This window comes from Erysipelothrix tonsillarum DSM 14972 (assembly GCF_000373785.1).
GTDB lineage: Bacteria > Bacillota_I > Bacilli_A > Erysipelotrichales > Erysipelotrichaceae > Erysipelothrix > Erysipelothrix tonsillarum.
This window is the reverse complement of record NZ_KB892378.1, coordinates 408,494-424,273: the sequence shown is the minus strand read 5'-3', so window position 1 is coordinate 424,273 and position 15,780 is coordinate 408,494. Positions and strand designations below refer to the sequence as shown.

Genomic DNA, 15,780 nt, shown 5'->3' with positions numbered 1-15,780 from the left:
CTGAAATGAAAAATACAAAAGGGAGAGTCACGCTTCCCAGCCAAAATAATTTCCTAGAGGAAACAAAGGACTTAATGGAACGATGGGGTGCAGATGCCCTGCGTGATAGTGATGGAACGAAGTTGGATGATGATCTAAAAAATCTTGATGCAAATATTTATACTACATATTTTGTAGCACGAGGGCAAAATGAATTTGCCTCCCAACATATTACGGAAGCACAACAGATTTTCTTAATGAGTGATTATAATCTTGCATTGGGGACAACGCTTGAAATTTCATTTATGGAAGGATTCCTTCGTGAGCAATTGACCCCAGATTATGCCCATGACCCGAAAGTTTGGTGGCAAGTTATTGACCGTACCAGTGATACCGTTTTAGATATCGCAACTTGGGATGTCGATAAAACACGTGATGTTGTTACACTTCATCAGGCCGAACCGTTCCACGAATATACGGTCAACTTTCTTTCTTATATGATTTGGGACCCAACACAAATGTATAACTACATTACAAACGACTGGAAAGACCGTGAAAAAGAAATTCCATTCGATGTACGTCAACCACATTCGCAACAGTTTATGATGGAGACACTTCAAGCCTTTCTTGAAACAAATCCCAAAACAGATGTGATTCGATTTACGACTTTCTATTACCACTTTACGTTGTTCTTTAATGATCAACGTAAAGAGAAGTTCGTAGATTGGTTTGGTTATGGATCCAGTGTATCGCCCCGCGCTTTAGAAGCATTTGAAGCAGAGTATGGTTACCGTTTAACGGCTGAAGATTTTATTCGCAATGGATACTATAATTCAACGTTTGCAATGCCAACACAAGCTTATAAAGACTATATTGACTTTCAACAGCGTTTTGTCGCTGAACAAGCCAAAGCAATGGTTGATTTAGTCCACAGTTATGGCAAAGAAGCAATGATGTTTTTAGGGGATAACTGGATTGGTGTTGAACCTTATGGGAAATACTTCCATACCATCGGGTTGGATGCCGTAGTAGGGAGTGTCGGCGGTGGAATGACCTTACGTCTGATTTCTGATATCCCGCATGTGAAATATACAGAAGGTCGTTTCTTGCCTTACTTCTTCCCTGACACATTTTTTGAAGGTAATGATAAAGCAATCTTAAAAGAAGCAAACGATAATTGGATTAGCGCGCGACGTGCACTCATGCGAAGCCCCTTAAATCGAATTGGTTATGGGGGATATCCTAGCCTTGCTTATAAATTCCCAACTTTTGTAGACTATGTAGCGCAAACAGCGGATGAATTTAGAGCGATTATTAACAAAATTGAAGGTGTGAAACCTGAAACTAAAGCGACTGTTGGGATTCTAAGCGCTTGGGGCTCACTTCGAAGCTGGCAAAACTTTATGGTGGCGCACGCATTGCACTATAAACAAATCTATTCATACATTGGTATCTTAGAATCCCTAAGTGGTATGGATGTGGACGTTCGCTTCTTAAGTTTTGATGAGATTCAATCCGGAATTCCAGAGGATATTGATGTATTAATCAATGCGGGTGATGCGAAAACTGCATTCTCTGGAGATACTGTTTGGAATGATCCTGCATATGTCGCAATGATTCGTAAATGGGTTTATGATGGACACGGGTTTATTGGTGTCGGTGAACCAACAGCTTACGAAAAAGGTGGTCACTTCTTCCAACTTCATGATATCTTAGGCGTGGATGAAGAATTAGGATTTACCCTTTCAACGGATAAATACTTTAAAGATGTGGTACCTGCTCACTTTATTACGGAAGATTTGGAAGGAAGCTTTAATTTTGGCGAAGAAATTAATAATGTTTATGCACGCACCGCCGCAACAGAAATTATTGCCATGGAAAATGAAAACGTAACCTTGGCAGCAAAACAATTTGGTAAAGGTCGTGGTGTTTATCTGTCCGGCTTGCCTTATAGTTTTGAAAATACGCGCATACTCTATCGTTCGATTTTCTATGCGATGAACCAAGAAGCTCAGATGAAACGCTTCTTTACCTCAAATATTCATTGTGAAGTCAATGTATATCCGCACTCGATTGCGGTTTTAAATAATACCAATGAGACTCAAACAACCATGTTTTATAATGGGAATGGAGAAGCTATTGAATTAACACTACAACCATCAGAAATTAAGTGGGGTGAACGTCATGAAGAAACTGTTCAATGGGATCGCTAACAGTGTCATCTTTGTATTAGGACTTTGGATGATTATCCATTTTCAAAAAACAATTAGTATGCAGTCACTGTTGATGATGCTTGTCGGATTGGGATTACTGCTTTCCCTGTTGTACCGCTATAATAAACGTTATATTTAGAATTTAAAAATAACACCTGTGATCACAGGTGTTATTTTGGTCTTTAAAATGGATGAAAAGGAAGATAAAAATGGAGAATATTACTGAAGTAATAAATGCTTTTTGTTTCAAGGGTGATGTATTGAGCACAGAGTCTTTTGGAAACGGACATATTAACGACACGTATCGTGTTGTATGCACCCAAGGCAGTTATGTCTTGCAACGGATTAATCATGAAATCTTTTTAAATCCCAATGCGTTAATGGATAATGTGAATTTGGTAACCCAACATATAAAGGAAAAAGTCCTTGCGCGTGGTGGCGATGCATCCCGCGAAGTATTAAATCTCGTACCGACACATCAGAATACGTTTGTCTATCAGACGCAGTCTTGCAATTTTTGGCGTGCTTACGATTTGATTGAAAATTCGATGTCACTTAATCTTGTGGAAAATGCGGAAGAATTCTATAACAGCGGAGTAGCTTTTGGAGCATTCCAAAAAGATTTAGCCGATTTTCCGGTGGATCAACTGCACTACACAATTGAGGATTTCCATAATACTCCGCAACGTTATCGAGACTTCATTGCGTCGGTGGCTCGTAATGCAGCGGGTCGCCGAGATTTAGTTGAAAAAGAAATTGAATTTGTGCTCGGACATCAAGCTTTTGCGCATACGCTATGGGATTTACACCACGAGGGCAAATTACCCTTAAAAGTTACTCATAATGATACTAAGCTTAATAATGTTTTGTTAGATAAAGAGTCAAATGAAGTATTATGCGTGGTAGATTTGGATACGGTAATGCCGGGCTTTTCACTGGATGATTTTGGTGATTCAATTCGTTTTGGCGCAAGTACGGCTTTGGAAGATGAACCTGAACTTGATAAAGTGACCTTAAGCATCCCGTATTATGAAGCGTATACTGCAGGATTTATCAAAGGATCGGCTGGTAGTTTATCGGACTTAGAAATTGAGTTGTTTCCAGAAGGTGCGAAAATGATGACGCTTGAATGTGGATTACGGTTCCTCAAGGATTACCTAGATGGTGATGTTTATTTCAAAACCGCCTATCCAGAACATAATCTTGTGCGAGCACGAACGCAGTTTAAATTAGTACAGGAGATGGACGATGCTTGGGATACGCTTAAGCAAATCAGTCATAAATATCTCAACGGTAAATTATGAAAGTTTTTATGAAAACTATGAATTTTAAGTGATATCAGTTACAATGATTATAAAAAGAAGGTGACATAATGATACGATTGGCTACCATGGATGATTTAGAAGCGATTCGCTTGATTGCATCCATTACGTGGAAAGAGGCCTACAAGGATCTTATTCCACTTGATATAATTAATCGATTTATTGAAGATGCGTACGCACCCACCGTACTTGAGCGTCGGATTGAAACCACAACCCTAGTAGTTGCGGTGCAGGACGATTATATTGTTGGTTTTGGAAATTACGAAATTCGCGATAATGATCTTTATATCGTTGCACTTTACGTGCTGCCAACGCATCAACGTGCGGGCATCGGTTCGGAAATACTCAGTTATATTGAAAAGCGTGTTCCAAATTCGATTGACTATGCTTATGTTGATGTTGAGAATGGCAATGCGAGTGCAGAATCATTCTATAAAAAATATGGATTTGTACAGAAAGTGTGCATTCCTGATACCCTGTATGGTTACCCACTCAAAACCCTACGGATGATCTATGAAGTAAAACGTTGATAATTCAACGTTTTTTCTTTTGTTCTCACCTAAAACTCTTTGACACCCCTATGCGCATTTGGTATTATTAATACATAAAGGGAGTAGAAGCCTATTCTTTAGGTCCACAGTTTCGTCAGCACGACTTTAGAGTCCGGAACGTGTATAAATTCGAGACTTTATCCAAGTTTTTGAGGCACGGATAGGGTCTTTTTATTTTACTTACTATCCAATGTATAAGGAGGAAGCCTGTGAAAGATACAAAATGGTATGCAAAGTCACTTGAAGAAGTGGCATCCGAGACGGATATCGTCAAAGGATTAGATGATGCGCAAATTGAGGCATCACGTCAGAAATATGGCATGAATAAACTCGCTGAGGCAAAAGGCCGAAGCTTTATGATGCGCTTGTTAGATCAATTTAAAGATGTAACAATTGTCATTCTACTCGTTGCTGCTTTAATCAGTGGTATTGTTGGGGAACACGCAGATGCAATCTTAATTTTTGCGATTGTTGCATTGAATGCATTAATTGGGATGATTCAAGAAGATAAAGCGGAAAAATCACTGAAAGCTTTACAAGATATGTCAACACCGACTGCGAAAGTCATTCGTGGTGGGGAAGAACAAACAATTAATTCCCATGATGTAGTAGTCGGAGATTTAGTTGTTATGGATGCAGGGGATTTAGTTCCTGCTGATTTACGTATAACACAATCCAATTCGTTAACTGTGCAAGAAGCATCGTTAACTGGAGAATCTGTTCCAGTAGAAAAACATGCAGATGTTGTATGTGCTGATGATGCAGTATTGGGAGATCGTAAAAATATGGCCTATTCATCAGGAATGGTGAGTTATGGTCGTGGACAAGGTGTTGTTGTTGCGGTAGGGATGGATACAGAAGTGGGTAAAATTGCCACTATGTTAACCGAAACCAAATCAGACCCTACACCACTCCAACAACAATTAAACCAATTGGGTAAAATCTTAGGTATTGGAGCGATTATTGCTTGCGGTATCATCTTACTCGTTGGGGTTCTTAATAATCATGATTTCTTACAAATGTTCTTAACGGCAGTTTCATTAGCTGTTGCAGTGGTTCCTGAAAGCTTACCAGCTGTCGCAACTATCGTGTTAGCACTTGGTGTTCAACGTTTAGTTGAACGTCACGCGATTGTTCGTAATTTACCTTCAGTTGAAACATTAGGATCAGCTACGGTTATTTGTTCCGATAAAACGGGAACTTTAACACAAAATGTTATGACTGTAAAAGAGCATTGGACTGAAAGTGATGTCAATGAATTATCACGCGGTCTACTCCTTTGTAATGATGCGCGTAAAGTAGATGGAAATTGGTTGGGAGATCCAACTGAGACCGCACTTTCTGCATGGGCTGAGGCTTTAGATCTTGATGCAGTCGGACTCATTCAAAAACATACACGACTCAACGAAGTACCGTTTGACTCAGGACGTAAACGTATGAGTACCATCAATGAAATTGATGGCTCATCGATTGTATTCGTTAAGGGTGGCGTGGATGAAGTTCTTTCCGTCGTAACGCAATATCAAGATGAAAATGGCGTTCGTGATATCACGCAAGCGGATATTGATCGCATTCAAAAACATAATCAAGAAATGGGTGTCAAAGCGCTTCGTGTGCTTGCACTTGCGAAAAAAACAGTAACCAATTCCGATTTAGAAGCATCGGAAATTGAAAGTGAACTTACATTTGTTGGATTGGTAGGGATGATTGATCCACCTCGTCCAGAAGTAACAGAAGCTATTAAGACAAGTAAAAAAGCAGGAATCCGAGTTGTTATGATCACCGGTGATCACGCGGTAACTGCATCCGCAATCGGACGTGAGATTGGACTTCTTGAAGAAGGCCAACTCGTACTTACTGGTAAAGAACTGGATGCGATGAGCGATGATGAACTTTATGAACAAGTTCAACAAATCGGTGTTTATGCACGGGTTTCACCTGAGCATAAAATGCGTATTATCTCAGCATGGAAACGTCATGGTGATATCGTAGCGATGACCGGAGATGGTGTTAATGACGCACCAGCCCTAAAACGTGCCGATATCGGTGCTGCAATGGGTATTGTTGGAACTGAAGTTGCGAAAGGTGCTGCGGATATGGTTCTAACTGATGATAACTTTGCAACTGTCGTAACTGCAATTGGCGAAGGTCGTCGTATAAAAGATAATATTATGAAAGCTATCTCATACTTACTATCATGTAACGTCGGGGAGCTTCTCTTATTACTTATTGCAGTCCTCTTGGACTGGGATGCACCACTTTTACCAATTCACTTACTTTGGATTAACCTTGTAACAGATAGTTTGCCAGCATTGGCACTGGGTGTTGATGGTGCTGAAGATGGTATCATGGAACGCCAACCGGATCGTACGGGGTCACTCATCAGTAAATCCATGTTATGGCGCATTGGTTACCAAGGTGTTGTAGTAGGGGGTACCGCACTCTTTGCTTACATGTACGGCTCAGGTCGTCTTTGGGCAGTAGGAGATACAGAAACCGGAACTACAATGGCATTTATCGTGCTTGCCTTCTCGCAATTGATTCATTCATACAGTATTCACTCAAGTGAGAAGTCTGTATTCACATCATTTTGGAAGAATAAATACTTAATTTATGCAACGATTATTAATGGTCTTATGATTCTTGCAGTACTCTTTGTACCGGTACTGAATGACTTGTTCAAACTGGGAACACTAGATGGTCATCACTGGATGATCGTAATTGTACTTATGTTTGTACCGATGATTGTTGTGGAGATTATGAAACTTCTAAAACTCAACGGTAAACACTAAATTTAGGTATAAATTTAAAAAGAGAGAAAACCTCTCTTTTTTTTATCATATTGTGACTTTCACCTTTAAACAAGCGGGTCTATGATATAATAAACCTATAAAAAGGGGATGGGTTTTTGATATGCATATAACGAAAATCTTTAATAATAACTGCGTTGCAACCTTCATTGATGGGGATGACATGGTTGTTACGGGTTCAGGAATCGGTTTCCAACATAAAATAGGGGATGAAATCGATCCAGCACGCATTGAGAAAATGTTTAAAGTGGTGAGCGACAGTCGGGATGATTTTGAACGCTTAGTCAACAAGATTCCGGTTGATTATTTTGAAGTTACACGTGCTATTGTTGAGCATGCAAATACGGTTTTAAATACAGAATTGAGTGATAGCATTAACGTTTCCTTAACGGACCATATTTATTATGCAGTACTCAGACATCAGGAAGGAATCGAACTACCAGGACTTTTTAGCGAAGAAATTAAGATGTACTATCCTGATGAATTTGAGGTAGGGAGCTGGGCATTGAATCATATTAATAAGCGTTTTAACGTGGAATTGGCCGAGGATGAAATTGGTTATATCGTCATGCACATTGTGAATGCAAGTAAGGGTAATATTTCACATCAGGCTCAAAATACGATGATGTTTTTAAAAGATGTTATGGCGATTGTGCAAAGTGAACTTGGGGTTGAAATCAATACCAGTCAACCTGCTTATACGCGTCTTGCGACACATCTAAAGTATCTTGCTCAACGTATTATTGGGAATCAGAGTTCAGGACATCCAATTGATGAAAGTATCGGTGAGTTAAACATCTTTATTGCTGCAAAGCTCAAGCGATACAACGATTGTGTTGCCAAGATTAACCAATATGTAAACAGTCGCTTCGATTACGAACTTTCTATGGATGAACGCATGTACCTTGCGATTCATCTTTATCAAATCATGAAAAATGAAACAAAGAAAAACCGGTGATTTACCGGTTTTTTTCTTTTAGAGCGACTTCTTATTTAAGTACTAAGTTATTTGATTAACTGTTTAAATTCATCAGCAACAAATTGAACATTTGTTCCAACGATAACTTGAAGACTGCTTCCGCCGGGTCTTACGATACCTGCAGCACCTGTTGATTTGATGGCTTTTTCATCAATATCTTGAGTGTTATGGAGTTCAAGACGAAGGCGAGTTGTACAATAGTCAACGCTCTTAACGTTTTCTTTACCACCAAGTGCATTGAGAATGACTTCAGCTTGGTGAGTAAATTTATTGTCGGATGAAGTCAAGACTGAATCATCCATCATCACATCTTCACGACCCGGTGTTTTAAGATCGAATTTAGCAATCAAGAAACGGAACAAGACGTAGTAGAGTGCAAAATAAATCAAACCAAATAGAATAATCATATAAGGTTTATTGGCAAGTGGTAGGCGTGAACTGAGGAAGAAATCCACAAATCCAGCACTAAATCCAAATCCTGCCGTCCATCCAAAGGATGAAACAATAAAGAGTGAAATACCCGTAAGCACAGCATGTACAAAGTAAAGTGCTGGTGCTACGAACATAAATGAGAATTCGAGTGGTTCTGTTACCCCTGTAAAGAATGCTGAGAAACCAGCTGCAAGCATGAGTGAACCGACAACTTTTTTATTTTCAGGTTTTGCGGATTGATACATAGCTAGGGCTGCACCACATAAACCAAACATCATAACAGGGAAGAATCCTGCTTGGTACATCCCGGTGACACCTTTAACTCCGGTTCCACCCCAGAAGTTTCCAATATCGTTAATACCGATTGTATCGAACCAGAATACAGAGTTTAAAGCATGGTGTAATCCAGTAGGAATTAAGAGACGGTTAAAGAATCCAAAGAGTCCGGCACCGACTGGTCCAAGCGCAGAGATGGCAGTACCAAATGCAACTAAACCACCGTATACTACAGGCCAAATATAAAGCAGAGCAATTGAAATTGGCATCATGACCACTGAAGTCATGATCGGTGCAAGACGTTTACCACTAAAGAATGCAAGCGCGGTCGGTAATTCTGTTTTAGAAAATTTATTGTACATCATTGCCCCAACTACCCCAGAGATAATTCCGATAAAGGCATTATCAATTTTACCAAAGGCAGGGTTTACAGCTTCTGGTGCAATCCCCTTTAAGTTTGCAACAGAACCCACAGAAAGCAATGTCGTAATCATTAAGAAACCAACAAGACCACTGAGAGATGCAGCCCCATCTTTATCATCTGATAATCCGTAGGCAATCCCAACAGCAAAGATAATTGGAAGTTTGTCAATAATTGCTTTACCAGATCCGATTAAGAATGCGGCAAGAACATTATTCGCTCCCCATCCAACAGGGTCAATCCAATAACCAATACCCATAAGCAAACTTGCTGCTGGTAATACAGCAACAGGAAGCATAAGAGCACGGCCTAATTTCTGTAAATGTTTCATCATATAATTCACTTCTCCTTTTCTATATGATTGAGGAAATTACTTCAAAGACGTAAAAAGACCTACAAAAATAGCGTAAAGCCATATTTGTAGGTCTTGCCTTCTTCAGTAACAATCCTATCTTACAAGCACATATTAGCACGCGTTGTAACCGCTGTCAATAAAAAGTGAAATAAATGTGTGTATTTATGTGATAGAAAATATAGGCCGAAATCAAAATTATGAGAACTGGGTGGAAATCTCCGAATCGTAATAAGCCTGTGCTAATCTATGACTATAGATTAAGATGTCGACAGTCTTGTTTTGAAATGACCTATTGACGAAAAACAGTGTCGATATCTTTAAACAGTGTTATTAAATGTTTGTTTTTAGCTGTTTTTGTCGAAGAACGAAGAAACTAAGGACGTACGTTCATCCACTTCGTACAATAAAGACAGTTAAAGTCAACATTGGAACAGAAGGAGTGTATATGAACACAAAAGAACAGATTTATCAATATCTTGTTTTAGAAACACAAATACTACTGGATCATGACTTTTCCTTACTCACGACAAGCGTCATTGCGGAATCGCTGCACCTAAGCCGATCGTTGACATCACAGTATCTCAATGAATTGTTTAATGAGGGATTCCTGATTAAAATTGCGTCACGACCTGTATATTATCTTGATAAACATGAGTTTGAAAAATTATATCAAGTCCATGATTTATCACGTGAGTATTTAAGTGTTAAAGAATTATTAGATGAAATTCAAGGCTCGGAAGCCTATGACTCATTCCAAGACTTAATTGGATTTGATGGTTCATTGAGCCATATCGTTCAACAAATTAAGTCGGCATTGCTATATCCGGGACGCGGATTACCGATTGTTTTATATGGTCAGCGTGGAAGTGGGAAGACATACTTATCGCGCATGATTCATAAATTCTGTATTGAGCAAGGTTTGATTCAAGAAGGACAAAATATCGAACATCTCAAGATTATGGAACCTCAATGCGATGCTGAAACTGTACTCTTTGGGAAAGCGGGCAATACCGGTATTTTAGAACGGAAAGATATTGGTATCTTATATATCGAGCATGCAGATCGCATGCGAGCTGATATCCAGTACCAACTATCAAACATTATTAAAGACGGTTATTACCTTAAAGATCGAAAAGTTGTCAAAGTAAATTGTCGGATTGTCTTCGGCACAACCTATGACCCAGAGGATGCTTTTGATTATTCGTTACTTCAGAGTTTACCGATTATTTGTAAGATTCCTCATTTTGATCAGCGCGGTACTCAGGAAAAAGAACAGTTCATTCTCAAGTTTTTTAAACAAGAACAACAGAAACTGGGTATTAAAATTTTTATTTCTTACAAACTTCTCGAAGCCTTATTACAATTGAAATTTGATGAAGATATTCATGAGTTGAAAAAATGTATTACGCGTATTTGTGCAACAGCATTAGAAAGCAATCATCAGGGTGTGATGCATTGTCATATCTACCACCTGCCTGAAGACAAGCTAAATTATACTGTATCTAAGGAAAATGATTTAAAGCAATTACTTGAAATTGATACGTATGTCATTCATGAATCGACTGACAAGATTGTTCAGTTGTTTAAAAACATTCTTAAGGCATTTAATGCTTTTCAACTCAATCAAATATCCTATCGGGACATGTTGGCTCAAGATTATGAGGCAATGCGAAATTATTACGATCTGATGATTTTTGATCAATCCTACAGTCTACAAAGAGTACATGGTTTAGAAAAGATTATTGATGATGTTTTGGAACACGTCAAACAGAAAAATAAGATTAACCTTCCCAGCAATTGTAGTTTTGTTTTATCGCGTGTCTTATTGTCATCATCTCATGAAAAAATTAAGGTGGACCGGTGGGCTTTTAAACATCGAAAAGATATCAACGCTTTGCTTGAATTTTTAAAAGAAGAAATGTATGACATGTTTATGATTTCAAACGAAATTTCTAAAATGATTTATCAAGCTCTGGAGTTGAAACTAAATGACTTCAATCTTATTTTCTTAATTCTTAATATTTATTTCTACAACGACAATATTAAACATAAAGACACGGCAGCGGTGATCGTATCGCATGGATACTCAACTGCTAGCAGCATTGCGGATGCAGCAAATCAATTATTGGGAGAACATATCTTTGATGCTTTTGATATGCCTCTAGATAGTAGTAGTGAAGAAATCATCGTGAAGGTAAACGATTATATATCTCTAAATCCCTATTATAAAAACTTGATTTTACTTGTGGATATGGGTTCTCTAGAATTGATTGGTGATCGAATCCTCAAAGATCTAAACGTGGGTGTTGTGAATAACAGTTCCACAGCCATTGCCCTGCATATTGGTTCAATGGTCCGTCAAGAGTATCCCATTGAGGAAATCCTTGAAAAAGCATCACAAAAAGCAATCACCAAATATAAAATATTGAATCGCGCTGAAAAAACCAAAGCCATGGTATTTGTTAGTGATGCAGGCGTTTCGGTAGCGGATCGAATGGTAAATCTGTTTAAACAATCCTTACCGAAAACAATTGATTTACGATTTATCAGTTATGACTTTAAAGACCTATTAACAAACGGTCTTAATGATCCCTTGTTTGATAAATTTGAAGTGATGCTGATGGTGAAGCCCCATTCGTTACCGCTGGATACAATTCGCTGTGTGAGTTTGGAAGATATTGTAAGTTTTAAAGACATTTCAATCGTTGACCAAGCATTGGCTGATTACTTAGATGAATCAGAAATTGAGATTTTTAATCGAAATCTGTTAAAGAACTTTTCATTGCAGAATGTTATGCAAAATTTAACCATTCTTAATGCAAATAAACTCTTGAACTTTGTCAGTGACTCGACATCACACTTAGAACGTAAAATGGCCAAAACGTTTCAAAGTAAGACCATTGTAGGGATTTACATTCATGTCTGTTTCTTAATTGAGCGCCTTGTAACGAAAACAGCGATTGATGATTATAAGGACGTACAAAGGTTTGAATCCGAACATCAAACCTTCATACGGGATGTAAATGAGAGTTTTGGACCCATGTTAGAACACTATAACGTGGTGCTACCGGTCTCGGAAATTGCGTTATTGTATGACTATATAGAAAACGATAAAAAACGAGATCGAGAGGAGGGGGATGCGTTTTGAAACTTTCAGCCATGAATAGTCATTATCGATACTACAGTTTGAATACATTTTTTAAAACCGTTTCGGATTTAGGTTTTGATGCCTGTGAGATTTGGACCAGTCCACATCATTTCTTCGTGGACTATCAACAATACGATGACCCATTTGCTCTTAAATCTCAGGCAGATTATTACGGACTCAAGATTATTTGTATATGTCCAGAACAAACCAATCCAAAACCCCATAATATTGCAACCGGATCCTTGGAACAACAAGAACGGGTTTATGCTTATTTTAAAAATATAATTGATGTTGCGGACGCAGTCAAATCGAAATTTGTCGTGGTTACTAGTGGTTGGGCGTTCTATGATGAAGATCGTGATACTGCCTATCATCGAAGTATTCGCATGATGCGCCGACTCTGTGTCTACGCCAAGCAAAAAAAGATTACGCTTGCGATTGAAGCACTTCAACCACATGAATCATGCTTAGTGAACACGATTGAGGACCTTAAACAATATCTTAAAGCGGTTGACTCGGAATGTCTGAAGATTTGTCTAGACATGGGTGCAATGCATCGTGCAGACGAATCAATCGAAGCTTACTTTAATGAGTTTGGCTCACGGATTGTACATGTGCATTTTGTAGATTCAGAGCATCAGGCTTGGGGCGATGGTCAGCGCAATATTGCGGAAGACTTAGAAAGTTTTAAACGCGCAGATTACGACGGCTATTTCTCACTTGAAACGGCCAAGCAATGTTATGAAACCAGTCCAGGGAATACAGATGCACAAAGTTTAGCATTATACCAAAAGAATGGAGGGTTGTAATGAAGCATTTTATCATCGCCAGTCATAAACACTTGGCTGAAGGATTCTACAGTGCCGTAAAAGCAATCGTTGGGGAAGTTGAGCATGTATACATCATTTCTGCTTATGTAGATAATACCGACGTAGCCGATCAAATTGAAACCTGTATGCAGTCAATTCCACTTGATGATGACATCATCGTGATGACGGATATTTATGGGGGCAGCGTTAATACGGAGTTTATGAAGTTAATGGGAAAACGGGATTTTCACTTAATTGCAGGGATTAACTTAGCCCTAATCATTTCAATTATGGTTGAAATTCAAGGGGATGTAACCCGCGAAGTACTTATAGAAAAGGTTAATGAATGCCGTATGGCTTTACGTTATTGTAACGATGACCTTGTTGAATCGAACGAAGAAGAAGATTTTTAGGAGGAACTTATGATTGTATTATGTCGTGTTGATCATCGACTCTTGCATGGACAAGTGGCATTTTCTTGGACGAATGCACTCGGAGCAGATTGTATTCTGGTCGCAGATGATGATGTTGTAAATGATGATATGTGGAAAACGACTTTAAAACTTGCGAAACCAGCAAATGTGAAGTTGGTTATAAAGAATGTTGAGGATGCCATCACTGCATTAAACAGTGGTGTCACCGATAAGTATCAATTATTAATTGTTGTACGGACTATAGATGTGGCATATCAACTTGCGCAAGCATGTCCACAAATTAAATCCATTAATCTCGGAGGAACCAAAAAAGAAGGCGATGACGAACAAATCAGTAAAGCTATCTTTGTCAGTGATGCCGATAAAAAGAAATTGAAAGCATTAGTGGATGCTGGAACAGAAGTTGAGATAAGAATGTTATCCAGCGATTCAAAACAGGTTGTAAAACTATAAAAAGGAGGAAGAATTCATGTTACAAGCAATATTAATTGGTTTAGTAGCTGCTTTGGGTGTCTTTGGTGATCAACTCGGATCCTTATATATAAATCGCCCAATTATTCTTGGGCCGATTGTTGGATTGATTTTAGGAGATGTTCAACAAGGGGTCATCATGGGGGCTACATTAGAATTATTCTTTATGGGTGCCGTTTCGATTGGTGCATACATTCCACCCGATGTTATTGTGGGTGGAACCTTGGCGACTGCGTTTGCAATCTCAATGGGATCTGGAACAGAAGCAGCGATTGCCCTTGCAATGCCACTTGCATTAATCTCACTTGCAATTGGAAATATCTTTAATGTTGTGAACTCATTCATTCTGCGTATTGCGGATAAATCAGCAGTTGAAGGCAGTGTTTCTGGAATCAAGATTGCACACTGGAGTATTGGTATGATTACGGTGGTTCGCCGGTTCTTATTGGTATTTTTAGGGTTCTACTTTGGTGCGGAAGCAATGTCGAATGTAATTGCAGCAATCCCTGAACAAATTATTGCGGGAATGGATGCAGCGGCAGGACTTCTTCCTGCACTTGGATTTGCGATGTTAATGCGTATGATCTTAAATAAAAAACTCGTACCGTTCTATTTCTTAGGTTTTGTATTATCAGCGTACCTCAATGTGCCGGTTTTAGGAATCGCCATTATAGGGGTAATTATTGTAATTGAAAAATTCGACTTCTTAGGTGGCTTTAAACCAGCACCTGAAGGCGTAGGCATGGAGGATGATGACGATGACTTCTAAAAATAGTGTAATTACAAAACAAGACATTACCAAAATGGCCTTTAATCCAGGAAGTTTGGGAATGGAGTTTTCTTGGAACTATGAACGACAAATGCATCTCGCATTTGGAATGATGATGGATCCAACATTGAAAAAGATTTACAAAGATGATCCAAAAGGGTATGCGGAAGCATTGGAACGTCACATCGAGTTCTTTAACATTACACCTCAACTTGCACCGTTTGTTGGTGGGATTGTGTGTTCGATGGAAGAGAAACACAAAGATGGTGAAGTAGATGCAACAGCTATCAGTGCAATTAAAACAGCCCTCATGGGTCCACTATCCGGTATTGGTGATTCCATCTTCGTAGGATGTATTCGGGTCATTGCCCTAGGGGTAGGTCTATCCTTGGCGATGAGTGGGAACATTCTAGGTCCAATTGCATATTTCTTAATTTATAACATTCCTGCATTTCTAACACGTTACTTTGGAGCTCATCTTGGATATAATATTGGATTTAATTATCTTGAGAAAATGCAACAAAGTGGCGTAATGGATAAAGTGCTTGCAGCTGCTGGGATTTTAGGAATTATGGTGATTGGCGGTATGTCAAAAGAAATGGTTTATACCGGATTATCGCTCAATATTGGTACCGGAGAAACGGCACAGCCGTTCCAAGAAATATTAGATGGAATCATGCCAGGCCTTGTTGGTCTAGGAACAACATGGCTTTACTACTGGTTACTAAAGAAAAAAGTAAACCCACTTATTTTAATTATTGGAACTATGGTTGTAGGGATTGCCGGCGTATACTTAGGAATCTTTGGATAG

13 protein-coding genes are annotated in these 15,780 nt (G+C 38.8%); 12 read left to right on the top strand and 1 reads right to left on the bottom strand.

Annotation, left to right across the window (positions count from 1 at the left end):
* The first annotated feature begins 5 nt into the window (after nt 1-5).
* The 6 genes from gnpA (at nt 6) to B096_RS0105565 (ending at nt 7,833) form a co-directional block, all read left to right on the top strand.
* A complete protein-coding gene (gene gnpA / locus B096_RS0105585) occupies nt 6-2,192 on the top strand; it encodes a 1,3-beta-galactosyl-N-acetylhexosamine phosphorylase (protein WP_018579774.1) in 2,187 nt (728 codons plus the stop codon).
* Nucleotides 2,164-2,331 carry a DUF6903 family protein gene (locus B096_RS09985; protein WP_167317844.1) on the top strand — a complete coding sequence of 56 codons (168 nt, stop codon included), beginning with the start codon at nt 2,164-2,166 and terminating at the stop codon, nt 2,329-2,331. Before gnpA ends, B096_RS09985 begins: the two co-directional genes overlap by 29 nt.
* Nucleotides 2,332-2,401: 70 nt before the next feature.
* Nucleotides 2,402-3,496: a phosphotransferase enzyme family protein gene (locus B096_RS0105580; protein ID WP_018579773.1), complete on the top strand. Its 1,095-nt coding sequence runs from the start codon at nt 2,402-2,404 to the stop codon at nt 3,494-3,496.
* 68 nt (nt 3,497-3,564) lie between these two features.
* On the top strand, nt 3,565-4,044 hold the full coding sequence (locus tag B096_RS0105575; protein WP_018579772.1) for a GNAT family N-acetyltransferase: 480 nt from the start codon (nt 3,565-3,567) through the stop codon (nt 4,042-4,044).
* Between the two features lie 230 nt (nt 4,045-4,274).
* Nucleotides 4,275-6,857 carry a calcium-translocating P-type ATPase, PMCA-type gene (locus B096_RS0105570; RefSeq protein WP_018579771.1) on the top strand — a complete coding sequence of 861 codons (2,583 nt, stop codon included), beginning with the start codon at nt 4,275-4,277 and terminating at the stop codon, nt 6,855-6,857.
* Nucleotides 6,858-6,978: 121 nt separating this feature from the next.
* Nucleotides 6,979-7,833, top strand: coding sequence for a PRD domain-containing protein (locus B096_RS0105565; protein ID WP_018579770.1), 855 nt, complete (start codon nt 6,979-6,981; stop codon nt 7,831-7,833).
* Between the two features lie 47 nt (nt 7,834-7,880).
* Here B096_RS0105565 and nagE read toward each other — a convergent pair whose 3' ends face one another.
* Entirely contained in the window at nt 7,881-9,317 is a 1,437-nt protein-coding gene (gene nagE, locus B096_RS0105560) for an N-acetylglucosamine-specific PTS transporter subunit IIBC (protein WP_018579769.1), read from the bottom strand.
* Nucleotides 9,318-9,783: 466 nt separating this feature from the next.
* On the opposite strand from nagE, the gene B096_RS0105555 reads away from it, so the two are divergent.
* The 6 genes from B096_RS0105555 to B096_RS0105530 are packed head-to-tail and all read left to right on the top strand — an operon-like array spanning nt 9,784 to nt 15,780.
* Nucleotides 9,784-12,486: a PTS sugar transporter subunit IIA domain-containing protein gene (locus B096_RS0105555; protein ID WP_018579768.1), complete on the top strand. Its 2,703-nt coding sequence runs from the start codon at nt 9,784-9,786 to the stop codon at nt 12,484-12,486.
* Nucleotides 12,483-13,295 (top strand): sugar phosphate isomerase/epimerase family protein, encoded by an 813-nt coding sequence (locus B096_RS0105550; RefSeq protein ID WP_018579767.1) that lies wholly within the window; start codon nt 12,483-12,485, stop codon nt 13,293-13,295. The genes B096_RS0105555 and B096_RS0105550 overlap by 4 nt, the downstream gene beginning before the upstream one ends.
* Nucleotides 13,295-13,708 (top strand): PTS sugar transporter subunit IIA, encoded by a 414-nt coding sequence (locus B096_RS0105545; RefSeq protein ID WP_018579766.1) that lies wholly within the window; start codon nt 13,295-13,297, stop codon nt 13,706-13,708. The genes B096_RS0105550 and B096_RS0105545 overlap by 1 nt, the downstream gene beginning before the upstream one ends.
* Nucleotides 13,709-13,717: 9 nt before the next feature.
* Nucleotides 13,718-14,182: a PTS sugar transporter subunit IIB gene (locus tag B096_RS0105540; protein WP_018579765.1), complete on the top strand. Its 465-nt coding sequence runs from the start codon at nt 13,718-13,720 to the stop codon at nt 14,180-14,182.
* Nucleotides 14,183-14,198: 16 nt separating this feature from the next.
* Nucleotides 14,199-14,969, top strand: coding sequence for a PTS mannose/fructose/sorbose/N-acetylgalactosamine transporter subunit IIC (locus B096_RS0105535; RefSeq protein WP_018579764.1), 771 nt, complete (start codon nt 14,199-14,201; stop codon nt 14,967-14,969).
* A complete protein-coding gene (locus tag B096_RS0105530; protein WP_026254121.1) occupies nt 14,950-15,780 on the top strand; it encodes a PTS system mannose/fructose/sorbose family transporter subunit IID in 831 nt (276 codons plus the stop codon). Before B096_RS0105535 ends, B096_RS0105530 begins: the two co-directional genes overlap by 20 nt.

Bases quoted from the DNA above. Each gene is read 5' to 3' on its own strand.
- gnpA (WP_018579774.1), top strand. From the start codon at position 6: ATGAAAAATACAAAAGGGAGAGTCACGCTTCCCAGCCAAAATAATTTC.
- B096_RS0105555 (WP_018579768.1), top strand. From the start codon at position 9,784: ATGAACACAAAAGAACAGATTTATCAATATCTTGTTTTAGAAACACAA.
- B096_RS0105535 (WP_018579764.1), top strand. From the start codon at position 14,199: ATGTTACAAGCAATATTAATTGGTTTAGTAGCTGCTTTGGGTGTCTTT.
- B096_RS0105540 (WP_018579765.1), top strand. From the start codon at position 13,718: ATGATTGTATTATGTCGTGTTGATCATCGACTCTTGCATGGACAAGTG.
- B096_RS0105580 (WP_018579773.1), top strand. From the start codon at position 2,402: ATGGAGAATATTACTGAAGTAATAAATGCTTTTTGTTTCAAGGGTGAT.
- B096_RS0105545 (WP_018579766.1), top strand. From the start codon at position 13,295: ATGAAGCATTTTATCATCGCCAGTCATAAACACTTGGCTGAAGGATTC.
- B096_RS0105565 (WP_018579770.1), top strand. From the start codon at position 6,979: ATGCATATAACGAAAATCTTTAATAATAACTGCGTTGCAACCTTCATT.
- nagE (WP_018579769.1), bottom strand. From the start codon at position 9,317: ATGATGAAACATTTACAGAAATTAGGCCGTGCTCTTATGCTTCCTGTT.
- B096_RS0105575 (WP_018579772.1), top strand. From the start codon at position 3,565: ATGATACGATTGGCTACCATGGATGATTTAGAAGCGATTCGCTTGATT.
- B096_RS09985 (WP_167317844.1), top strand. From the start codon at position 2,164: ATGAAGAAACTGTTCAATGGGATCGCTAACAGTGTCATCTTTGTATTA.
- B096_RS0105530 (WP_026254121.1), top strand. From the start codon at position 14,950: ATGATGACGATGACTTCTAAAAATAGTGTAATTACAAAACAAGACATT.